Origin of the sequence: Luteimonas rhizosphaericola, assembly GCF_029888045.1 — a bacterium.
Taxonomy (GTDB): domain Bacteria; phylum Pseudomonadota; class Gammaproteobacteria; order Xanthomonadales; family Xanthomonadaceae; genus Luteimonas; species Luteimonas rhizosphaericola.
Genome location: NZ_JARXRN010000025.1, coordinates 334383 through 350503 on the forward strand (window position 1 = coordinate 334383; position 16121 = coordinate 350503).

Genomic DNA, 16121 nt, shown 5'->3' on the forward strand with positions numbered 1-16121 from the left:
CTCAGACCTTCTCGCCGCGCTTGCGCAGGTCGGCGAGCACGGCGTCGATGCCGTTCTTGTCGATGGTGCGCAGGGCAGCCGTGGAAACGCGCAGCTTCACCCAGCGGTTCTCGCTGGCGACCCAGAACCGGCGCTCGTGCAGGTTGGGCATGAAGCGGCGGCGGGTTTTGTTCATCGCGTGCGACACGTTGTTGCCGGTCGTCGTACGCTTGCCGGTGACTTGGCAGACTCGGGACATTGCACACCTCGAAAGTGTCATGGTGCCCCCCTTGGCCAGGGAGGCGGCGGCCCCGGCGGGCGCTGGCCACCAGGGCCGGCACCTGCCACGCAATACGGGTGTTCGGGCTCGCCGGACGGGGGGCGGGATCGCGTTCCCGGCCGGTCCGTGCCAGGGACACGACGGTCCCGGGCGCAGCGAGCCGGGCATTATGCCCGGCAGCGGGGCTGTGGACAAGTCGACCCCGGGACAGGCATCGGCGGCCCGGCGGCGGCCGTCGGCCGTCGCCCCGGGCCTGGCCTGCCGCCGGGGTGGGCGATGCCGGTGCGGTCCGCGTCCGCGGGACCCGGACCGGCGTCCCATGCGGTGGACGGCGCAGCCCGGGCGGCCCGGTCGCCTCAGCCCCGGGCCGTCGGCACCGGCAGGCGGACCCGCATCAGCCCGGGTTCGTCCGGGTCGGGCGCGATGTCGAAGCCGAGCTGTGCGCACATCGCCAGCATGCCGCGATTCTGGCGCAGCACCTGGCCCTCGACCTCGCGCAGGCCGAGCCAGCCGGCGACCTCGATCATGATCGTCATCAGCTGCCAGCCCAGGCCCTGGCCCTTGAGGTCGCTGCGCACCAGGATCCCGTACTCGCCGGCGGCGTAGTTGGCGTCGGCGTGCAGGCGCACCGCGCCGAGCATGGCGCCGCCCTCGTCCAGCGCCAGCAGCGCGATCGAGCGCGCGTAGTCCATCTGCGTCAGCCGGGCGATGAACTCGTGGCTGAAGTGCTTCACCGCCTGGAAGAACCGCAGCCGCAGGTCCTCCTCGGTGACATGAGTGAAGAACTCGCGGAACAGCGCTTCGTCCTCGGGCCGCACCGGACGCACGAACGCGGGGGCGCCGTTGCCGAGCTCGATGCGGCGCTCCCACTCGCTGGGATAGGGCAGGATCGCGAAGCGCGGATGGCCGCGGCCGCGGTGCAGCGGCTCCACCGGGCCGACCAGGATGCGCGCATCCACCGCGAGCACGCCGTCGGCGTCGGCCAGCAGCGGGTTCACGCTCAGCTGGCGGATCTCCGGCACGTCGGCCGCCAGCTGCGCCAGCTTCACCAGCGCCAGCGCCACCTCGTCCACGTCGGCGGCCGGCTGGTTTCGGTGCGCCTCGAGCCGCCGCGCCACCCGCGTGCGCGCGATCAGTTCGTGCGCCAGGCGCAGGTCCAGCGGCGGCAGCGCCAAGGCCAGGTCGTCGATCACGCGCACCGCGGTGCCGCCGCGTCCGAACACGACCACCGGGCCGAACACCGGATCGTCGGCGATCGCGGCGATCAGTTCGCGCGCGTCGGGGCGCGCGGCCATCGCCTGCACGGTCACCCCGCGCACGCGCGCGTCCGGGCGCCGTTCGCGGGCCAGGCGCAGCACGTCGTCGGCGGCATCGCGCACCGCCTGCGTGCTGGCCAGGTTCAGGCGCACGCCATCGACCACGGTCTTGTGCGCCACGTCCGGCGAATCGAGCTTGACCGCGACCGTGCGGCCGGCGGCCAGCAGCGGCTCGGCGGCGCGCACCGCGGCGTCCGCATCGGGCGCGGCGAGTGGCGGCTGGCAGTCCAGTCCGTAGGCGCCGAGGATGCGCGCGGTCGCCTGCGGATCGAGCTGCACCTCGCCGCGCGCGATCGCGTCGTGCACCAGGCTGCGCGCGGCGGCGGCATCGACGGCGAAATCCGACGGCAGGCTGGGCGGCGTTTCCATCAGCGCCTGCTGCGCCTCGCGATAACGCACCAGGTGCATGAAGCCGTTCACCGCCTCGGTCTCGGTCGCGTAGCTCGGCACGCCGGCGGCATGCAGGGTGGCGTGGGCGTCGTCGTCGTCGGCCAGCCACACCGCGAACACCGGCTTGCGCGCGGCCGCCCCGCCGCGGCGGGCGAGCGCGTCGGCCAGCGCTTGCGCCGAGTCCAGCGGCGCCGAGAACGCGGTGGGCACGTTGATCACCAGCAGCGCGTCGACCTCGGGATCGGCCAGCAGTGCGTCGACCGCGGTGGCGTAGCGCGCGCCGTCGGCATCCACCACCAGGTCGACCGGATTGGCGTGCGACCAGCCCCCGGGCAGCAGCGCGTCGAGCGCGTCGACCGTGGCCTGCGACAGGGTCGCCAGGGTGCCGCCCAAGCGCTGCAGCCGCTTCGCGGCGAGCAACCCGACGCCGCCGCCGTTGCCCAGGATCGCCAGCCGCCGACCGGGGAAGGTGCGCAGGTTGGCCAGGGTTTCGGCCGCGGCGAACAGTTCGTCCAGGGCGTCGACCTGCAGCAGGCCGGCGCGGCGGAACGCGGCCGCATGCACCGCGTCGGCCGGGGCCAGTGCGCGCAGGCCGACCTCGGCGATGCGTGCCGGCGGCTGCGGGCGCGCGGCCCGCACCACCACCACCGGCTTGGCGCGCGCCGCCGCGCGGGCGGCGGACATGAACTTGCGCGCGTTGCCCACGTGCTCGACGTAGAGCAGGATCGCGCGGGTATGGCGGTCGGTGGCGAGGTGGTCGAGCAGGTCGGCGAAGTCGACGTCGAGCGCGTCGCCGAGCGAGACCACCTTGGAAAACCCGATCGAGCGCGCCACGCCCCATTCCACCAGCGCCGCGGCGATCGCGCTCGATTCGGACACCAGCGCCAGGTCGCCCGGCTGCGGCGCGCGCGCGGCGATGCTGGCGTTGAGGCCCGCGTGGGCCGACAGGATGCCGAGGCAATGCGGCCCGAGGATGCGCATGCCGTGCGGGCGCGCGGCCGAGACGATCGCGGCGTGCAGGGCGTCGCGTTCCGGCGCCGGCGCGGCCGTGAGCAGCACCGCGGCACCGACGCCCAGTTCCGCGGCCTCGGCCACCAGCTGCGGTACCACCGCGGCGGGCGCCGTGATCACCACCAGGTCCGGCACCCAGGGCAGGTCGCGCAGGCGGCGCACGGTGGCGATGCCGTCGATCTCGCGGTGGCGCGGGCTGACCCAGCCGACCCTGCCGGCATAGCCGCCCTCGCGCAGGTTGCGCATCACCGCGCGCCCGGCCGAGCGCTCGCGCGGGCTGCCGCCGACCACCGCGACCGCGGCGGGTGCGAACACCGATTCGAGGCGGTAGGTGCTCATGCGGAGATCCGGGCGTGATGGCGGCCATGGTAGCGGCGGAGCGTCATCGGGACGTGCGCCCGGTCCCTCCCGGCGCTGGGCGACGCGGCGGGCTCGCGCGCGGAGACCGTGACCGGCATCGCCGGGCTTGCGCGGACCGCATGGGCCGGCGCGCGACTGAGGCACCGCACTTGTCCGCCCGTTGGCGCAAGCGCTGGATCGTCGCGATCGGACTGCATGGGGCGCGCAGCGAGCGCCCAGGCGCTCGCGCGTGGCCTCAGGCGCGACGCAGGTGCATCGTCATCGACTGCGAGGCACCGCCCTCGTCGGTCCAGCGTTGCACCACCTCGATACGGCCGTCGGCCAGGCGCGTCCAGGAGAATGCGCTCGGTGCGTCGACGGGCTCGAAGCGTGCGTGGCCATCGTCCAGCGCAACCGCTCGCCAGCGGAACACGTTCCACTGCGACAGCACCTCGCCCTCCAGCAGCGTGACGGTGCTCGTATCCACGGGCTCGGCGAAGGCTGCGGTCGCGTGGCGGGTGCAGGCCAGGGCGCCGGGCGCGGTGAACGCATATTCCTCGTGGAATTCCGCACCATCCGGGGCGGTGCCGATCCAGCGCCCTTCCAGGAAAGCCAGCCGGTGGAACTGTTCGAGGCTGAACATGGGGGCGCCTGTGCGTCGGGCGGGGCGCGTCAGCGCCGGCGCAGCCGTTCCAGCACGCCGTCGAGCGCGTCCAGGCCGGTGTAGTGGATGACCAGCTTGCCCTTGTTGCCGCGACCGTTCTGGATCGCCACCTTCGCGCCCAGCGTTTCGGACAGCTCGTTCTCCAGCGACGCCAGGTCCGGCGAGGCGGCGTGCTTCGCGGCCGGCTTCTTCTTCGCCGCGCCGGGCAGCTTGCCGGCGGCGAACTGGGCCGCGCGATGCTCGACCTCGCGCACCGACCAGCCCTGCTCGGCGGCCTCGCGCGCGAGCTTCGCGGCGAGTTCGGGCGAGAGCGTGAGCAGCGCGCGCGCGTGCCCCATCTCGATCCTGCGGGCCTCGACCAGGGCGCGGATCGCCGGCGGCAGCTCCAGCAGGCGCAGCAGGTTGGAGACCGCCGCGCGCGAGCGGCCCACCGCTTCGGCGGCCGCGGCGTGGGTCAGGTCGAACTCGTCGATCAGCCGCTGCAGCGCCTGCGCCTCTTCCAGCGGATTGAGGTCCTCGCGCTGGATGTTCTCGATCAGCGCCATCGCCACCACGGTGCGGTCGTCGACCTCGCGCACCACGGCCGGGATCTCCGCCAGGCCGGCTTCCTTCGACGCGCGCCAGCGGCGTTCGCCGGCGATGATCTCGTAGGTGCGGTCGGCCAGCGCGCGCACCACGATCGGCTGGATCACGCCCTGGGAGCGGATCGATTCGGCCAGTTCGGTGAGCTTCTCGCCGTCCCAGTGCTTGCGCGGCTGGTACTTGCCGGGGCGCAGCGCGTCGACCGGCAGCGTGCGCAGCACGTCGTCGGGGGCCGCCTCCAGTTTCGGCGCTTCGGCCGCGCCCTTGGGGCCGAGCAGGGCCTCGAGCCCGCGCCCCAGGCCGCGCTTCTTGGCGGGCGTGGACTTCGCGGTGCTCATGCCTGGGTCTCCGTCACGTTCGGTTCCTTGTCGGTCTGGCGCGCGGCCTGTTCGCGTTCGCGCTGGCGCCGCACCACTTCGCCGGCCAGGCCCAGGTAGGCGATGCCGCCGCGCGAGGCCTTGTCGTAGCCGATGATGCTCTGGCCGTGGCTGGGCGCTTCGGCCAGGCGGACGTTGCGCGGCACGATGGTGCGGAAGACCTTGTCGCCGAAATGTTCGACGAGCTCGGCCGACACCGCGTTGGCGAGGTTGTTGCGCACGTCGAACATGGTACGCAGCACGCCCTCGATCTCGAGCGCCGGGTTCAGCCGCTGTTTGAGCGCGTCGATGGTCTGCAGCAGCGCGGTCAGGCCTTCCAGCGCGTAGTACTCGCACTGCATCGGCACCAGCACCGAGTCGGCCGCGGTCAGCGCGTTGAGCGTGAGCAACGACAGCGCCGGCGGGCAGTCGACGATGATGTAGTCGTAGCGCGGGCGCAGCGGGTCGAGCGCGCGCTTGAGCCGCTGCTCGCGCGCATCCTCGTCCATCAGTTCGATCTCGGCCGCGGTCAGGTCGGTGTTGCCGGGCAGCAGGTCGTAGCCTTCGGCGGTCTCCATGATCGCGTCTTCGGCGCGCAGCTCCTCGAGCAGCACGTCGCAGGTCGAGGCGTGGAGGTCGCGCTTGTCGATGCCGCTGCCCATGGTGGCGTTGCCCTGGGCGTCGAGGTCGATCAGCAGCACCCGCTTGGGGGACGCGGCCAGCGCCGCGGCCAGGTTGACCGCGGTGGTGGTCTTGCCGACGCCGCCCTTCTGGTTGGCAATGGCGATGATGCGGGCCATGGGGTCCGGGTGCCTCGGTTGCGGCGGGGGAGCGGCCGCAGCGGGCGGTCCGGACGGGGGATTATGCCGCGCCCGGCCGGGATCTTCCCGCGCCGGGGTGAAAACCGCGTGGCGCGCCGGCCGGGTGGCGCGTCCGCCGGCACCCCGCGTGGCCGCAGGGTCAGGCGTCGCGCGCCACCACCACCAGGTGCCGCTCCGCCGCCAGCCCCGGCACCTGCAGCGGATGGATCGACTCCACCCGCCAGCCGGCGGGCAGGGCCGCGATCTCGGACTCGGGCAGTACGCCCTTCATCGCCAGCAGGCGGCCGCCGGGGGCCAGCAGGTGGCCGCCGACGGCGATGATGTCGGCCAGGGTCGCCAGCGCCCGGGCGGTGATCGCGTCGAACGCACCCGGCAGGTCGAGCGCTTCGGCCCGCGATTCGGCGACCCGTGCGTTGGGCAGCGGCAGCTGGCGCACCGCCTCGCGCAGGAAGCGGGCCTTCTTGCCGTTGGACTCGACCAGGGTCACCTCCAGCGCCGGGCAGGCGATCGCCAGCGGGATGCCGGGCAGTCCGGGCCCGGTGCCCAGGTCGGCGAGCCGGGCGACGCCGGCCACGTGCGGCGCCAGCGCCAGCGAATCGAGCAGGTGCAGGGTCACCATCTGCAGCGGATCGCGCACCGCGGTGAGGTTGTAGGTCGCGTTCCAGCGCACCAGCAGCGCCAGGTAGGCCAGCAGCGGCTCGGCCAGCGCGGCTGGCTGCGCAAGCGCCGCGAGGCCGGCTTCGAGCGCCGCGCGCAGGGGGTCGGGGGACGGTGCGGTCATCGCGCCATTGTAGGAGGGCGCGCCGGGGGCACCGGCGCTACGGCGCCGCGTCGCCGGTGTGGCCGACATGCCCCGTCCGCCAGGCCAGCGTGGCCAGGTAGCCCGGCGCGGGCGTGAACGCGTGCAGGTGCCAGTCGCCCGGGGCGCCGAGGGCGGGATCGCAGGCGGCCAGTCGCCAGCCGTCGCCCTCGTGCGCGAACTCCAGCTTCTCCAGCCCGAAGGCGATGCCGCGCCCGTGCGCCTTGAGCACCGCCTCCTTGGCGCACCACAGACGCACGAACCAGCGCTCGCCGGCGTCGCGCGGCAGGTCCGCGAGCTGCGCGGACTCGTGGGCGGTGAAGAAGCGGCGGGCCAGGGTCATCGCGTTCGGACGCGGACGCAGCCATTCGATGTCCGCGCCCACGCGCGCGCCGCGCGCCAGCGCCACCAGCAGCCGCCCGCCGCTGTGGCTCCAGTTCGCGTCCAGCCCCGCGTACGTGGCGTCGAGGTGGGGACGGCCGTAGGGGTCGCGCCACAGGCCCAGCGCGGGTTCGGGCACGCCCAGCTGGTCGGCCAGCCAGCGCCGGGCCAGCGGCTCGGCCGGTTCGCCGCGACGGTACGGGCCCCAGGCGCAGCGCACCGGGCCGAGGTCGAGGCTGTCGTGCACGGTGAGCATGAACAGTCGGTTCGGCCGGCGGGGGCGGGCCAGCGTAAGCTAGCGGCCGGGCGGCGTGAACCTTCGCCGCCGGTCGGGGACGATGTCGGCAGTCATCCAGCACAGCACGGCACTAGGACACGGGGCCTTCCTGCTACCCGGGGGCGGGGGCGCGGACGCGTTCGCCTTCGACGCCGGCGGCAGGGTCAGCCGGGCGCAGTTCGCCGCGCAAGTGCGCGCGCTGGCCGCGCGACTGCCGGCCGCCGCCTACGCGGTGAACCTGTGCGAGGACCGCTACCGGTTCCTGGTCGCGTTCTGCGCCGTCGCCGTGCGCGGGCAGGTGAACCTGCTGCCGCCCACGCGCACCCGCGCCGCGATCGACGAGGTGCGCGCGCGCCATCCCGACAGCTACTGCATCGGCGACGGCGAGGCCTGCGGCTGCGACGCCGAACTGGCCGCGCCCGACGCGCACTTCGTGCACTTGGCGGCCGAACTGATCGCGGTCGAGGGCGCGCCGCTGCAGGTCGACGATGCGGCCGTGGTCGCGATCGGCTTCACGTCCGGCAGCACCGGCACGCCGGTGCCCAATGCCAAGACCCTGGGTTCGCTGCGCACCAGCACCGCGCAGAACCTCGCCGCGCTCGCGAGCCTGTGGCCGCCCGGCGCGGTGCCGCACGTGGTCGCGACGGTGCCCCCGCAGCACATGTACGGGCTGGAGCTGTCGGTGATGCTGCCGCTGCTCACGTCCGTCGCGGTGCACCGCGCACGCCCGTTCTTCCCCGACGACATCGCGCGCGCGCTGCACGACGCCGCGGGCGCGCGCGTGCTGGTGACCACGCCGGTGCACCTGCGCGCGCTGCTGGCCTCGGGCGTGGCGCTGCCGCCGCTGGCGGGGATCGTCACCGCGACCGCGCCGCTGCCGCAGGCACTCGCCGCCGACGCCGAGGCGGCCTGGGGCTGCGAGGTGCGCGAGACCTTCGGCTCCACCGAGACCTGCATCATCGCCAGCCGGCGAACCGCCGTCGACGAGGCGTGGACGCCGTTCCCGGGCGTGCGGCTGCAGCCGCGGCCCGACGGCACCCTGGTGTCGGCCGCCCAGCTTGCCGCGCCGGTGCTGTTGGCGGACCTGGTCGAACTCCGCGCCGACGGTGGTTTCCTGCTGCGCGGGCGCCAGGCCGACCTGCTGGAGATCGCGGGCAAGCGCGCCTCGCTGGCCGATCTCACCCGCCGCCTGCTCGAAGTGCCGGGCGTGCGCGACGGGGTGGTGTTCCAGCTCGCCGACGAGCACGCGGGCGTGCGCCGGATCGCGGCGGCCTACGTCAGCGACACCCTGGACGAGCGCGCCATGCGCGACGCGCTGCGACGCTGCATCGATCCGGTGTTCCTGCCGCGGCCGCTGCGGCGGGTCCCTGCCCTGCCGCGCAACGACACCGGCAAGCTGCCGCGCGCGGCGCTGCAGCGCCTGCTGCAGTGCGGCGAGGACGACACCCTGCGCTGACGTCGCCGTCACGATCCCGCTGTCAGCATGCGCCCACTCCGCACGCGAGTGCCGAGCCTCGTTCAACGGATTCACCTGACAGGAGACAGCGCATGGGCATCATCATCTGGCTGATCGTCGGCGGCATCGTCGGCTGGCTGGCGAGCATCGTCATGAAGCGCGACGCGCAGCAGGGCATCATCCTCAACATCGTGGTCGGCATCGTCGGCGCCATCATCGGCGGCTGGCTGATCGGTCCCCTCCTCGGTGCGGGTTCGATCAACGACGGCATCACCGTGATGAGCTTCGTGGTCTCGCTGATCGGTGCCATCATCCTGCTGGCGATCGTCAACCTGTTCCGACGCGGCAACGTGCGCTGATTGCAGCGTCGTCGAACACGAGAAGAGCCCGGCGCATGCCGGGCTTTTTTTTGGGTCAGCCCTTCTATGGAAGTTGATGGCGGACTCGGTCCATTTTCGTTGCGGGGCGAGCCCCCGCATGGGGCTCGATCATTGCGATCTCGCGCCTCGCTCCCCCGGTGTCCGACTCACGGCGCTGCCACCTTGCGATGCGACCGGACGGCGCCCGCCGCGACCGGGTGGCCCCCGCTGCGAATGTCCCCCGGCCACCGCCTGCAGGCGGTGGCCTCCTCCTTGCGTTCGCGCGGAGGCCACCCGGCCGCGTCGGGCGGCGGCTTCCGGGCGCGTCCTGCGGGTTCGCGCAATCTTCGCAAGCTTGAACGGCAGCCGTTCGCGGCGAGCGGGTTCACGGCGGCTTGCATGCCCGCTCGCCACGATCGGGCTCCCGACAGGACACGACAGGAGTGGGTGATGCATTCGATCCGCAATGGCCGCAAGGCCCTGCTCGCACTGGCACTGGTGGCGGCCGCCGGTACCGTGCTGGCCCAGGACGCGCTGACGGCCGCCGAAGTGCGCGCCAAGCTCGAGGCGCAGGGCTACACCAACATCAACGACGTCGAGTTCGAGGACGGTGTGTGGAGCGCGGATGCGCGCAGCGCCGACGGCAACCGCGTCGACCTGTCGATCAATCCGTCGACCGGCGAGATCTATCCCGACGAACAGGTCGCCACCCTGGGCAAGGCCGATGTCGAGGCCAAGCTCGCGGCGGCGGGGTACACCAACGTGCACGACGTGGAATTCGAAGGCGGCGTGTGGAAGGCCGAGGCCGACGATCAGGCCGGCAAGGACGTCGAACTGCGGCTGGATCCGAACACCGGCGAGGTCATCGGCAAGGCGAAGGACTGAGCGCCCCCGCCGCGCGCGGCGGCAGGACGATGCCCGGCGCCGCCGGGCATCGTCGCGTCGGGGGACCGCGTCAGGCGAACCGCCACGCCACCAGCTGGGCGCCCGAGGCGAAGCGGTGCAGGGAGTCGAGGACCAGCCCGCGCTGGCCGAGGTCCGCGGGGACGAACGGACGGCCCGCGCCGATCAGGACCGGCACCACGCGCAGGCGCAGCAGGTCGACCGCCCCCGCGCGCAGCAGGGCATCGGTCAGGGTGAGGCTGCCCCATACGATCAGATCGCCGGCGCCGCGTTCGCGCAGCGCGCACACCGACGCCACGGCGTCGCCGCGCAGGATGTGGGCGTGGTCGCCACCGCGGCCCCATGGCGCCTGTGACAGCGTCGAGGAGACCACGTACTTGGGCAGCGCGTTGATCGGCGCCGCCACGCGCTCCACCTGCGGCGAGACGTCCGGCCAGTAGGCCTCGAACATGGCGTACGTGGTGCGACCGAGCACGATCGCATCCACCGTCTCCACCATGCGCAGCTGCTCGTCTTCCACTTCGGGCGTGGTCAGCTCGGCGGCCGCGGCGAAGAATCCGATGCCGCCATCCGTCTCGGCGGCGAAACCGTCGGCGCTGACGATCTGTTCGACGATGATCCTGCCCATGCGGACTCCCGTTCCGGTCAAGTCCATGGAAGACGAACGACGGGCGTCGGGTTCGACGCGCCACTGCTCGACGCGGGGTCCGGCCGCTAGGATGGGGCGTTCCCCGGGAGACCACGGCCATGGTTCGATTGCTCGGCATTTCCGGCAGCCTGCGCGCCGCCTCGCTCAATACCGCGCTGCTGCACGCGGCGGCGGCGCGGGTGCCGGCCGGCACCACGCTGGAGGCGGCCACCCTCCACGGCATCCCGCTCTACGACGGCGACCTCGAGGCGGCCTCGGGCCTGCCGCCGGCGGTGCAGGCGCTGAAGGACCGCGTGCGCGCGGCCGATGGCGTGCTGCTGGTGACCCCGGAGTACAACAACGGCATCCCGGGCGTGTTCAAGAACGCGATCGACTGGCTCTCGCGCCCGGGCGCCGACATCCCCGCGGTGTTCGGTGACCGGTCGTTCGCGGTCATCGGCGCCTCGCCCGGCGGCTTCGGTACCCAGCTGGCCCAGGACGCCTGGTGGCCGGTGCTGCGGACGCTGCGCGCGCGGGTCTGGTTCGGCGGGCGGCTGATGGTCTCGCGCGCCGGCGGCGTATTCGATGCCGAGGGTGCGCTGGTCGATGCGAAGGTGGACGCGCAGCTGCGCGACTTCATGGCCGGGTTCGCCGCCTTCGCCGCGCGCTGACCATGCGCCGCGCGGATCCGGCCGTTAGCGGCCGGCCGCCTCGCTGGCGCGAGGGACGAAGGCGGGGCGTCGAGCCCGCCGCGCCGGGCCCCCCCTAGGGTCGCACCGGATACCGCGGACGCAGGTGCGAACGCTAAGGTCCGCGGCATCCACGTCCCGCGGAGCGCGCCCCGTGTCCGAGATCTACGGCATCGATTCGAGTACCTACCACCGGCTGCCGCCGGAGGACCAGCAGGCGATCCGCAGCAGCCACCAGGCGGCGCAGGCCGAAACGCCCGCCCCGGCGCCCGAGGCGCCCGCGGGTCCGGAGGCGCCGGCCGCCGAGCCGGTCACCTTCGCCACCGCGCAGACCCCGGCCGAGGCGGTGGAGGCGATCCACGACCTGCCGCTGCCGACCTGGTCGGACATCCCCACCGGCTTCCCCGACGAGGACCGGCGCTCGATCTACGAGTCGCGGGTGGAAACCTTCAACGACCGCCGCGCCGCCCAGGCGCAGGCGGCGCTCGACCGGCTCGAGCCGCAGCTGTCGGACTACGACGGCCTCAACGGCGCCACCCGCGCGTACGAGTACGGCCAGGCGCGCAGCGCGTTCGACAACGACCCCCACGTGCAGCAGCTGCGCCGGATCGTCGACGAAGCGACCGCCAACCCTACCGAAATTCCCGCCTACCTGCGCACCGGCGACGGGCCGTCGACCGACGTCACCCGGCTCGACATCACCCAGGTGCGCACCGCGCTGGGCGCGCTCGGCATCGAACTGCCCGCCGACGCCACCCCGGCCCAGGTGCAGGCCGGCTACGAGGTGCTGGCGCTGGCGCCCGACGGGGTGCTCGCCTGGGCGATCAATCCCGGCCAGCAGGTGCGCTTCGAGACGCCGGTCGCCGGCGCCGCCACGCTGCCGCTGCCGGTGCGCGGCGGCGTCGACCTCACCCTGGTCGGCCAGGTCGACCTGTCCGGGGTGCAGACCGGCATGGATTTCCGCCAGACCCAGACCTTCGAGATGGAAGTGCAGATGCAGGGCACGGCCACCGCGGCGGTCGGGCGCACGCCGCTCAACAAGTACTACGAGTGGGGCAGCCGCATCGCCGAACGCTTCGACGCGTTCCCGGAACTGCGCAACATGGTCGACAGCTCGCCGCTGCTGCGCAACGTGGTCAAGGGCCTGCCGATCCCGGTCTCCGGCAGCTACGAGCAGTTCGCCGGCACCCGCGTCAGCTACGAGGCGGTGGTGACGCCCGAGCAGGGCGCGCGCATCGCAGACGGCGACCTGTCGGCCGCGCCCAATCCGCTCGACCCGATGTCGATGCCGATCGGCACCGGCACCCTGATGCGCGGGCAGACGCTCACCGGCAGCCACTTCGAGGCCAACTACAAGCTGCTGCACGTCAACGGCACCAGCACCGACCTGTCGGGACAGGGCTTCGGCGTGCGCCGGATCGACGCCAACACCTTCGAGATCGTCGCCGGCGACGTGGAGACGGTGGAGAACGAGATGTTCGTCGGCCTGGGCTACCGCGGCATCGCCGCGATCGGGCTCAGTTCCGACCGCAGCCTGGAAGAGCGTTCGATGTCGGTCGCGCGCCTGGACCTGCGCACCGAGGAAGGCCAGGCCGCCTACCAGGCCTTCATGAGCGGCGGGCAGATGCCGCAGTGGTCGCCGCCGGGTGTGCTGCAGGCCGGGACCACAGAAGTGCTCGCCGCCGACCACGCCGCGCGCTTCGGGCTGGAGATCGGCGGCTTCGGCTGGGGCACGGAGATCAACAGCAGCGAGCTGGAGATCGTGTCCACGCGCTGGGCCGACGGCACCACCGAGAACACCAGCAGCTACCAGGTGGGCGACAACCACTACAGCCAGGTCACATGGACCAGCGACGCCGCCGGCCAGCCGGTGCCCGGCACCACCCGCTACGGCATGGTGCTGGCGAACTACGACCCGACGCTGTCGGCCTACATCAACGACGCCTACAACCGCGACATCGCCAATCCCGAGTCCTCCTACGGCAGCTTCGACGGCGGCCAGCACGTGCGCCTGGAGTTCACCGAGGCCGACCTGATGCGGATCCGCCAGGACGCGCGCGACTACATCGTGCGGCTGCAGGGCGAGTACGGGGAGCAGAAGCTCGAGGCGATCGACCGCGATCCGATCGTGGCCTTCGGTCTGACCGAGTCGCTGGCCGCGGCCACCACGCCGGACGAGGTGTTCCGCGTGCTGTCCAACGACTTCTACCAGGAAGAGCTGTCGGGCGACCTGCTGGCGATGAGCCTGGAGCTGGGCACGCCACCGGCCGGCACGCTGACGGTGCGCGACGCGGGGTAAGTCCAGCGCCACCCGGGTCCGGCCGGTGCCTGGGCGAGCGCGCCCGGACCGACCGGCTTCACCACGCGACCGGTCGCGCCGGCGGTTCGCCGGCTGGCGCCGTCCTTGCGCTGCGCCGGGCATCGCGACGCGCGTTCGTGGCCGCGCGGGGACGCCAGCGTCGACTTCGCCGGTCGGGGTTGACGCTGATGGCCCGCGGCGCCACGGTAGCGCCCCCTCTTCGACCGGAGCCAGGCCATGGGCCAGCCCACGCAGGAACTGGAGCGCTTCGTGCGCGATGCGCTCGCCGCCGGTGCCACGCGGGCACAGGTCGAGGCGGCGCTCGCCAGCGCCGGCTGGTCGCCGGAGCAGGCGCGGGTGGCGCTGTCGGGCTACGCGGAGATCGAGTTCCCGGTGCCGGTCCCGCGGCCGCGGCCGCAACTGTCGGCGCGCGAGGCGTTCGAGTACCTGCTGCTGTTCGCGACCCTGTACCTCACCGCCTGGCACCTGGGCAGCCTGCTGTTCGACCTGGTCAACCACGCGCTGCCCGATGCTGCTGATCCGGCCTACCGGCTGCAGGCCAGCGGGCAGTCGATGCGCTGGTCGGTGGCGACGCTGCTGGTCGCGTTCCCGCTGTTCGCCTGGCTGGCGCGGCACATCGGCCGCGATGTCGCGCGGCATCCGGTCAAGCGCCTGTCTCCGGTGCGGCGCTGGCTGACCTACCTGACGCTGTTCGTCGCGGCGGGCGTGCTGGTGGGCGACGTGATCGTGCTGGTCTACAACGTGCTCGGGGGCGAGGCGAGCCTGCGCTTCGTGCTCAAGGTGGCGGTGGTCGCGGTGATCGCCGGCACCGTGTTCGGCTATTACCTGAGCGACCTGCGCCGCGAAGAGGTGGCGTCGTGAGCGGCGGCACGGGGCGAGTGCTGGTGATCGCGGCCGCGGTGGCGATCGTCGCCACGGTGGCCGCCGCGGTGGTGGTGATGGGGCCGCCCTGGGTCCAGCGCGAGGCGCGGCTGGACGAGCGCCGGGTGCAGGACCTGGTGCAGCTGCAGGACGCGATCGAGGACCACGCGCGCCGCGAGGACCGGTTGCCGGAGTCGATCGCATCGCTCGGCGCCGAGACCGGCCGCGCGCTGTCGCTGGTCGATCCGGTCGACGGCACGCCGTATGCCTACGAACCGCGCGACGGACGCCGCTACCGCCTGTGCGCGCGCTTCGCCACCGACACCCGCGAGGACCGGACGCCGGGCGGTTTCGCCGGCGAAGGCTGGCGGCACCCGGCCGGGCACCACTGCTTCGAGCGCGCGATCGAACGTCGCGCCGTCAGGGCGGACGCCGTGCAGCCGATGCTCCCGCGAGCATCCACGCCGTAGCCCGGATAAGCGCAGCGCATCCGGGGATTTGCGGGCGTCGGGACATCGCAACGCCATTCGCGCGGCGCAACTCTTTCGTCGCGCCGTCGCGGGTGACAATGACTGGCGGCAAATCCACAGGTCCCGGATGCGTGAGGCACGCGCCGCGCAAACGTGATCCGGACCCGACCGACGACGTCGGTCTCCGCAGACGCGGCGGTTCTCGGGGATTCCGGAAGCGCTCCGGACGCGCGTCGCTTGTGCGGGCTGCGCGGACGGGATGTACACCGTTGGAGGCCGGATCCTCAGGGGCCCCCGGATGCGCTCCGCTTATCCGGGCTACGCGGATTGGCGACGCGGAGATCCGATGCGCAGGCGCGCCGGGAAGACCCCGCGTCAGCCGGCCAGCGTCACCCATGCCGGGGCATGGTCGCTGGGACGTTCCCAGGTGCGCGGTTCGCGATCGATGCCCGAGGCCGTGGCCTGCGGGCGCAGCACCTCGGACACCAGCGTGAGGTCGATGCGCAGGCCGAGGTTGCGGCGGAATGCGGCCTGGCGGTAGTCCCACCAGCTGAACACGCCGGCCTCCCCGCTGTGCAGGCGGAAGGCGTCGTGCAGGCCCAGCGACTGCAGCCGCCGCAGCGCGTCGCGCTCGGCGCTGGACGTCAGGATATGGTCGTCGTTCCAGACATCCGGGTCGTGCACGTCGCGCGCATCCGGCGCGATGTTGAAATCGCCCAGCACCACCAGCTTCGGGTGCCGCTGCAGTTCGTCCGCCAGCCAGCCGTGCACGGCGTCGAGCCAGCGCAGCTTGTAGGCGTACTTGTCGGTGCCCAGGTCCTGGCCGTTGACCACGTACAGGTTGACGATGCGCACGCCGTCGACGGTCGCGGCGATCACCCGCTTCTGGTCGTCCTCGAAGCCGGGGATCCCGGCCTGCACGTCCTCGATCGCGCGCTCGCGGGCGAGGATCGCCACCCCGTTGTAGGTCTTCTGCCCGTGGAACACGCTGCGGTAGCCCAGGCCGGCGAGCGCGGTGTCGGGGAACTTCGCGTCCTCGAGCTTGGTTTCCTGCAGCCCGACCACGTCCGGCGCCGCATCGCGCAGCCACTGTTCCAGGTGCGGCAGGCGCACGTTGAGCGAGTTGACGTTCCAGCTGGCGATTTTCATGGGCGCGGCGGAGTCCATTGGCGCCCGCACTCTACCGTGGCGCGTCGGGGTGCGAAACCGCGGCCGCGCCTTGCGCAGCCACGCCGGTCGA

General features: G+C 73.0%; 16 protein-coding genes. 7 read left to right on the plus strand and 9 right to left on the minus strand.

Annotated elements, in window-relative coordinates:
* Position 1: 1 nt before the first annotated feature.
* From rpmB to QFW80_RS10840, 7 genes are all read right to left on the minus strand, one after another.
* A complete protein-coding gene (gene rpmB, locus QFW80_RS10810) occupies positions 2 to 238 on the minus strand; it encodes a 50S ribosomal protein L28 (RefSeq protein ID WP_146385816.1) in 237 nt (78 codons plus the stop codon).
* 377 nt (positions 239 to 615) lie between these two features.
* Entirely contained in the window at positions 616 to 3315 is a 2700-nt protein-coding gene (locus QFW80_RS10815) for a bifunctional acetate--CoA ligase family protein/GNAT family N-acetyltransferase (protein ID WP_280601937.1), read from the minus strand.
* Positions 3316 to 3571: 256 nt separating this feature from the next.
* Positions 3572 to 3958, minus strand: a complete 387-nt coding sequence (locus tag QFW80_RS10820) for a hypothetical protein (protein WP_280601939.1) — start codon at positions 3956 to 3958, stop codon at positions 3572 to 3574.
* 29 nt (positions 3959 to 3987) lie between these two features.
* Complete coding sequence (locus QFW80_RS10825; RefSeq protein WP_280601940.1) at positions 3988 to 4899, minus strand: ParB/RepB/Spo0J family partition protein; 912 nt, start codon at positions 4897 to 4899, stop codon at positions 3988 to 3990.
* A complete protein-coding gene (locus tag QFW80_RS10830; protein WP_280601941.1) occupies positions 4896 to 5717 on the minus strand; it encodes a ParA family protein in 822 nt (273 codons plus the stop codon). The genes QFW80_RS10825 and QFW80_RS10830 overlap by 4 nt, the downstream gene beginning before the upstream one ends.
* Before the next feature lie 160 nt (positions 5718 to 5877).
* Positions 5878 to 6519, minus strand: a complete 642-nt coding sequence (gene rsmG, locus QFW80_RS10835) for a 16S rRNA (guanine(527)-N(7))-methyltransferase RsmG (RefSeq protein WP_280601942.1) — start codon at positions 6517 to 6519, stop codon at positions 5878 to 5880.
* Positions 6520 to 6556: 37 nt separating this feature from the next.
* Positions 6557 to 7174, minus strand: coding sequence for a 4'-phosphopantetheinyl transferase family protein (locus tag QFW80_RS10840; protein WP_280601943.1), 618 nt, complete (start codon positions 7172 to 7174; stop codon positions 6557 to 6559).
* An 82-nt stretch (positions 7175 to 7256) separates the two neighbouring features.
* Here QFW80_RS10840 and QFW80_RS10845 point away from each other — a divergent pair, with 82 nt between their 5' ends.
* The 3 genes from QFW80_RS10845 (at position 7257) to QFW80_RS10855 (ending at position 9895) form a co-directional block, all read left to right on the plus strand.
* Positions 7257 to 8651: an AMP-binding protein gene (locus tag QFW80_RS10845; RefSeq protein ID WP_280601944.1), complete on the plus strand. Its 1395-nt coding sequence runs from the start codon at positions 7257 to 7259 to the stop codon at positions 8649 to 8651.
* Between the two features lie 92 nt (positions 8652 to 8743).
* Positions 8744 to 9010: a GlsB/YeaQ/YmgE family stress response membrane protein gene (locus tag QFW80_RS10850; protein ID WP_280601946.1), complete on the plus strand. Its 267-nt coding sequence runs from the start codon at positions 8744 to 8746 to the stop codon at positions 9008 to 9010.
* A 450-nt stretch (positions 9011 to 9460) separates the two neighbouring features.
* Positions 9461 to 9895 (plus strand): PepSY domain-containing protein, encoded by a 435-nt coding sequence (locus QFW80_RS10855; RefSeq protein ID WP_280601948.1) that lies wholly within the window; start codon positions 9461 to 9463, stop codon positions 9893 to 9895.
* 70 nt (positions 9896 to 9965) lie between these two features.
* Here the strand turns inward: QFW80_RS10855 and QFW80_RS10860 are convergent, their stop codons facing one another.
* The gene (locus QFW80_RS10860; protein WP_280601950.1) at positions 9966 to 10541 is read right to left on the minus strand and encodes a dihydrofolate reductase family protein; all 576 of its coding nucleotides are present in this window, start codon (positions 10539 to 10541) and stop codon (positions 9966 to 9968) included.
* Positions 10542 to 10660: 119 nt separating this feature from the next.
* Here QFW80_RS10860 and QFW80_RS10865 point away from each other — a divergent pair, with 119 nt between their 5' ends.
* The 4 genes from QFW80_RS10865 to QFW80_RS10880 all read left to right on the plus strand — a co-directional run bounded on the left by QFW80_RS10865 (position 10661) and on the right by QFW80_RS10880 (position 14881).
* Complete coding sequence (locus QFW80_RS10865; RefSeq protein ID WP_280601951.1) at positions 10661 to 11212, plus strand: NADPH-dependent FMN reductase; 552 nt, start codon at positions 10661 to 10663, stop codon at positions 11210 to 11212.
* Between the two features lie 172 nt (positions 11213 to 11384).
* On the plus strand, positions 11385 to 13529 hold the full coding sequence (locus QFW80_RS10870; protein WP_280601954.1) for a hypothetical protein: 2145 nt from the start codon (positions 11385 to 11387) through the stop codon (positions 13527 to 13529).
* Positions 13530 to 13766: 237 nt separating this feature from the next.
* Complete coding sequence (locus QFW80_RS10875; RefSeq protein ID WP_280601956.1) at positions 13767 to 14411, plus strand: DUF5671 domain-containing protein; 645 nt, start codon at positions 13767 to 13769, stop codon at positions 14409 to 14411.
* Positions 14408 to 14881: a hypothetical protein gene (locus tag QFW80_RS10880; RefSeq protein WP_280601958.1), complete on the plus strand. Its 474-nt coding sequence runs from the start codon at positions 14408 to 14410 to the stop codon at positions 14879 to 14881. The genes QFW80_RS10875 and QFW80_RS10880 overlap by 4 nt, the downstream gene beginning before the upstream one ends.
* Before the next feature lie 375 nt (positions 14882 to 15256).
* Here QFW80_RS10880 and xth read toward each other — a convergent pair whose 3' ends face one another.
* A complete protein-coding gene (gene xth, locus QFW80_RS10885) occupies positions 15257 to 16030 on the minus strand; it encodes an exodeoxyribonuclease III (RefSeq protein WP_280601960.1) in 774 nt (257 codons plus the stop codon).
* Positions 16031 to 16121 lie beyond the last annotated feature (91 nt).

Coding starts and splice junctions, on each gene's coding strand:
- rpmB (WP_146385816.1), bottom strand. CDS start 238: ATGTCCCGAGTCTGCCAAGTCACCGGCAAGCGTACGACGACCGGCAAC.
- QFW80_RS10815 (WP_280601937.1), bottom strand. CDS start 3,315: ATGAGCACCTACCGCCTCGAATCGGTGTTCGCACCCGCCGCGGTCGCG.
- QFW80_RS10820 (WP_280601939.1), bottom strand. CDS start 3,958: ATGTTCAGCCTCGAACAGTTCCACCGGCTGGCTTTCCTGGAAGGGCGC.
- QFW80_RS10825 (WP_280601940.1), bottom strand. CDS start 4,899: ATGAGCACCGCGAAGTCCACGCCCGCCAAGAAGCGCGGCCTGGGGCGC.
- QFW80_RS10830 (WP_280601941.1), bottom strand. CDS start 5,717: ATGGCCCGCATCATCGCCATTGCCAACCAGAAGGGCGGCGTCGGCAAG.
- rsmG (WP_280601942.1), bottom strand. CDS start 6,519: ATGACCGCACCGTCCCCCGACCCCCTGCGCGCGGCGCTCGAAGCCGGC.
- QFW80_RS10840 (WP_280601943.1), bottom strand. CDS start 7,174: ATGCTCACCGTGCACGACAGCCTCGACCTCGGCCCGGTGCGCTGCGCC.
- QFW80_RS10845 (WP_280601944.1), top strand. CDS start 7,257: ATGTCGGCAGTCATCCAGCACAGCACGGCACTAGGACACGGGGCCTTC.
- QFW80_RS10850 (WP_280601946.1), top strand. CDS start 8,744: ATGGGCATCATCATCTGGCTGATCGTCGGCGGCATCGTCGGCTGGCTG.
- QFW80_RS10855 (WP_280601948.1), top strand. CDS start 9,461: ATGCATTCGATCCGCAATGGCCGCAAGGCCCTGCTCGCACTGGCACTG.
- QFW80_RS10860 (WP_280601950.1), bottom strand. CDS start 10,541: ATGGGCAGGATCATCGTCGAACAGATCGTCAGCGCCGACGGTTTCGCC.
- QFW80_RS10865 (WP_280601951.1), top strand. CDS start 10,661: ATGGTTCGATTGCTCGGCATTTCCGGCAGCCTGCGCGCCGCCTCGCTC.
- QFW80_RS10875 (WP_280601956.1), top strand. CDS start 13,767: ATGGGCCAGCCCACGCAGGAACTGGAGCGCTTCGTGCGCGATGCGCTC.
- xth (WP_280601960.1), bottom strand. CDS start 16,030: ATGAAAATCGCCAGCTGGAACGTCAACTCGCTCAACGTGCGCCTGCCG.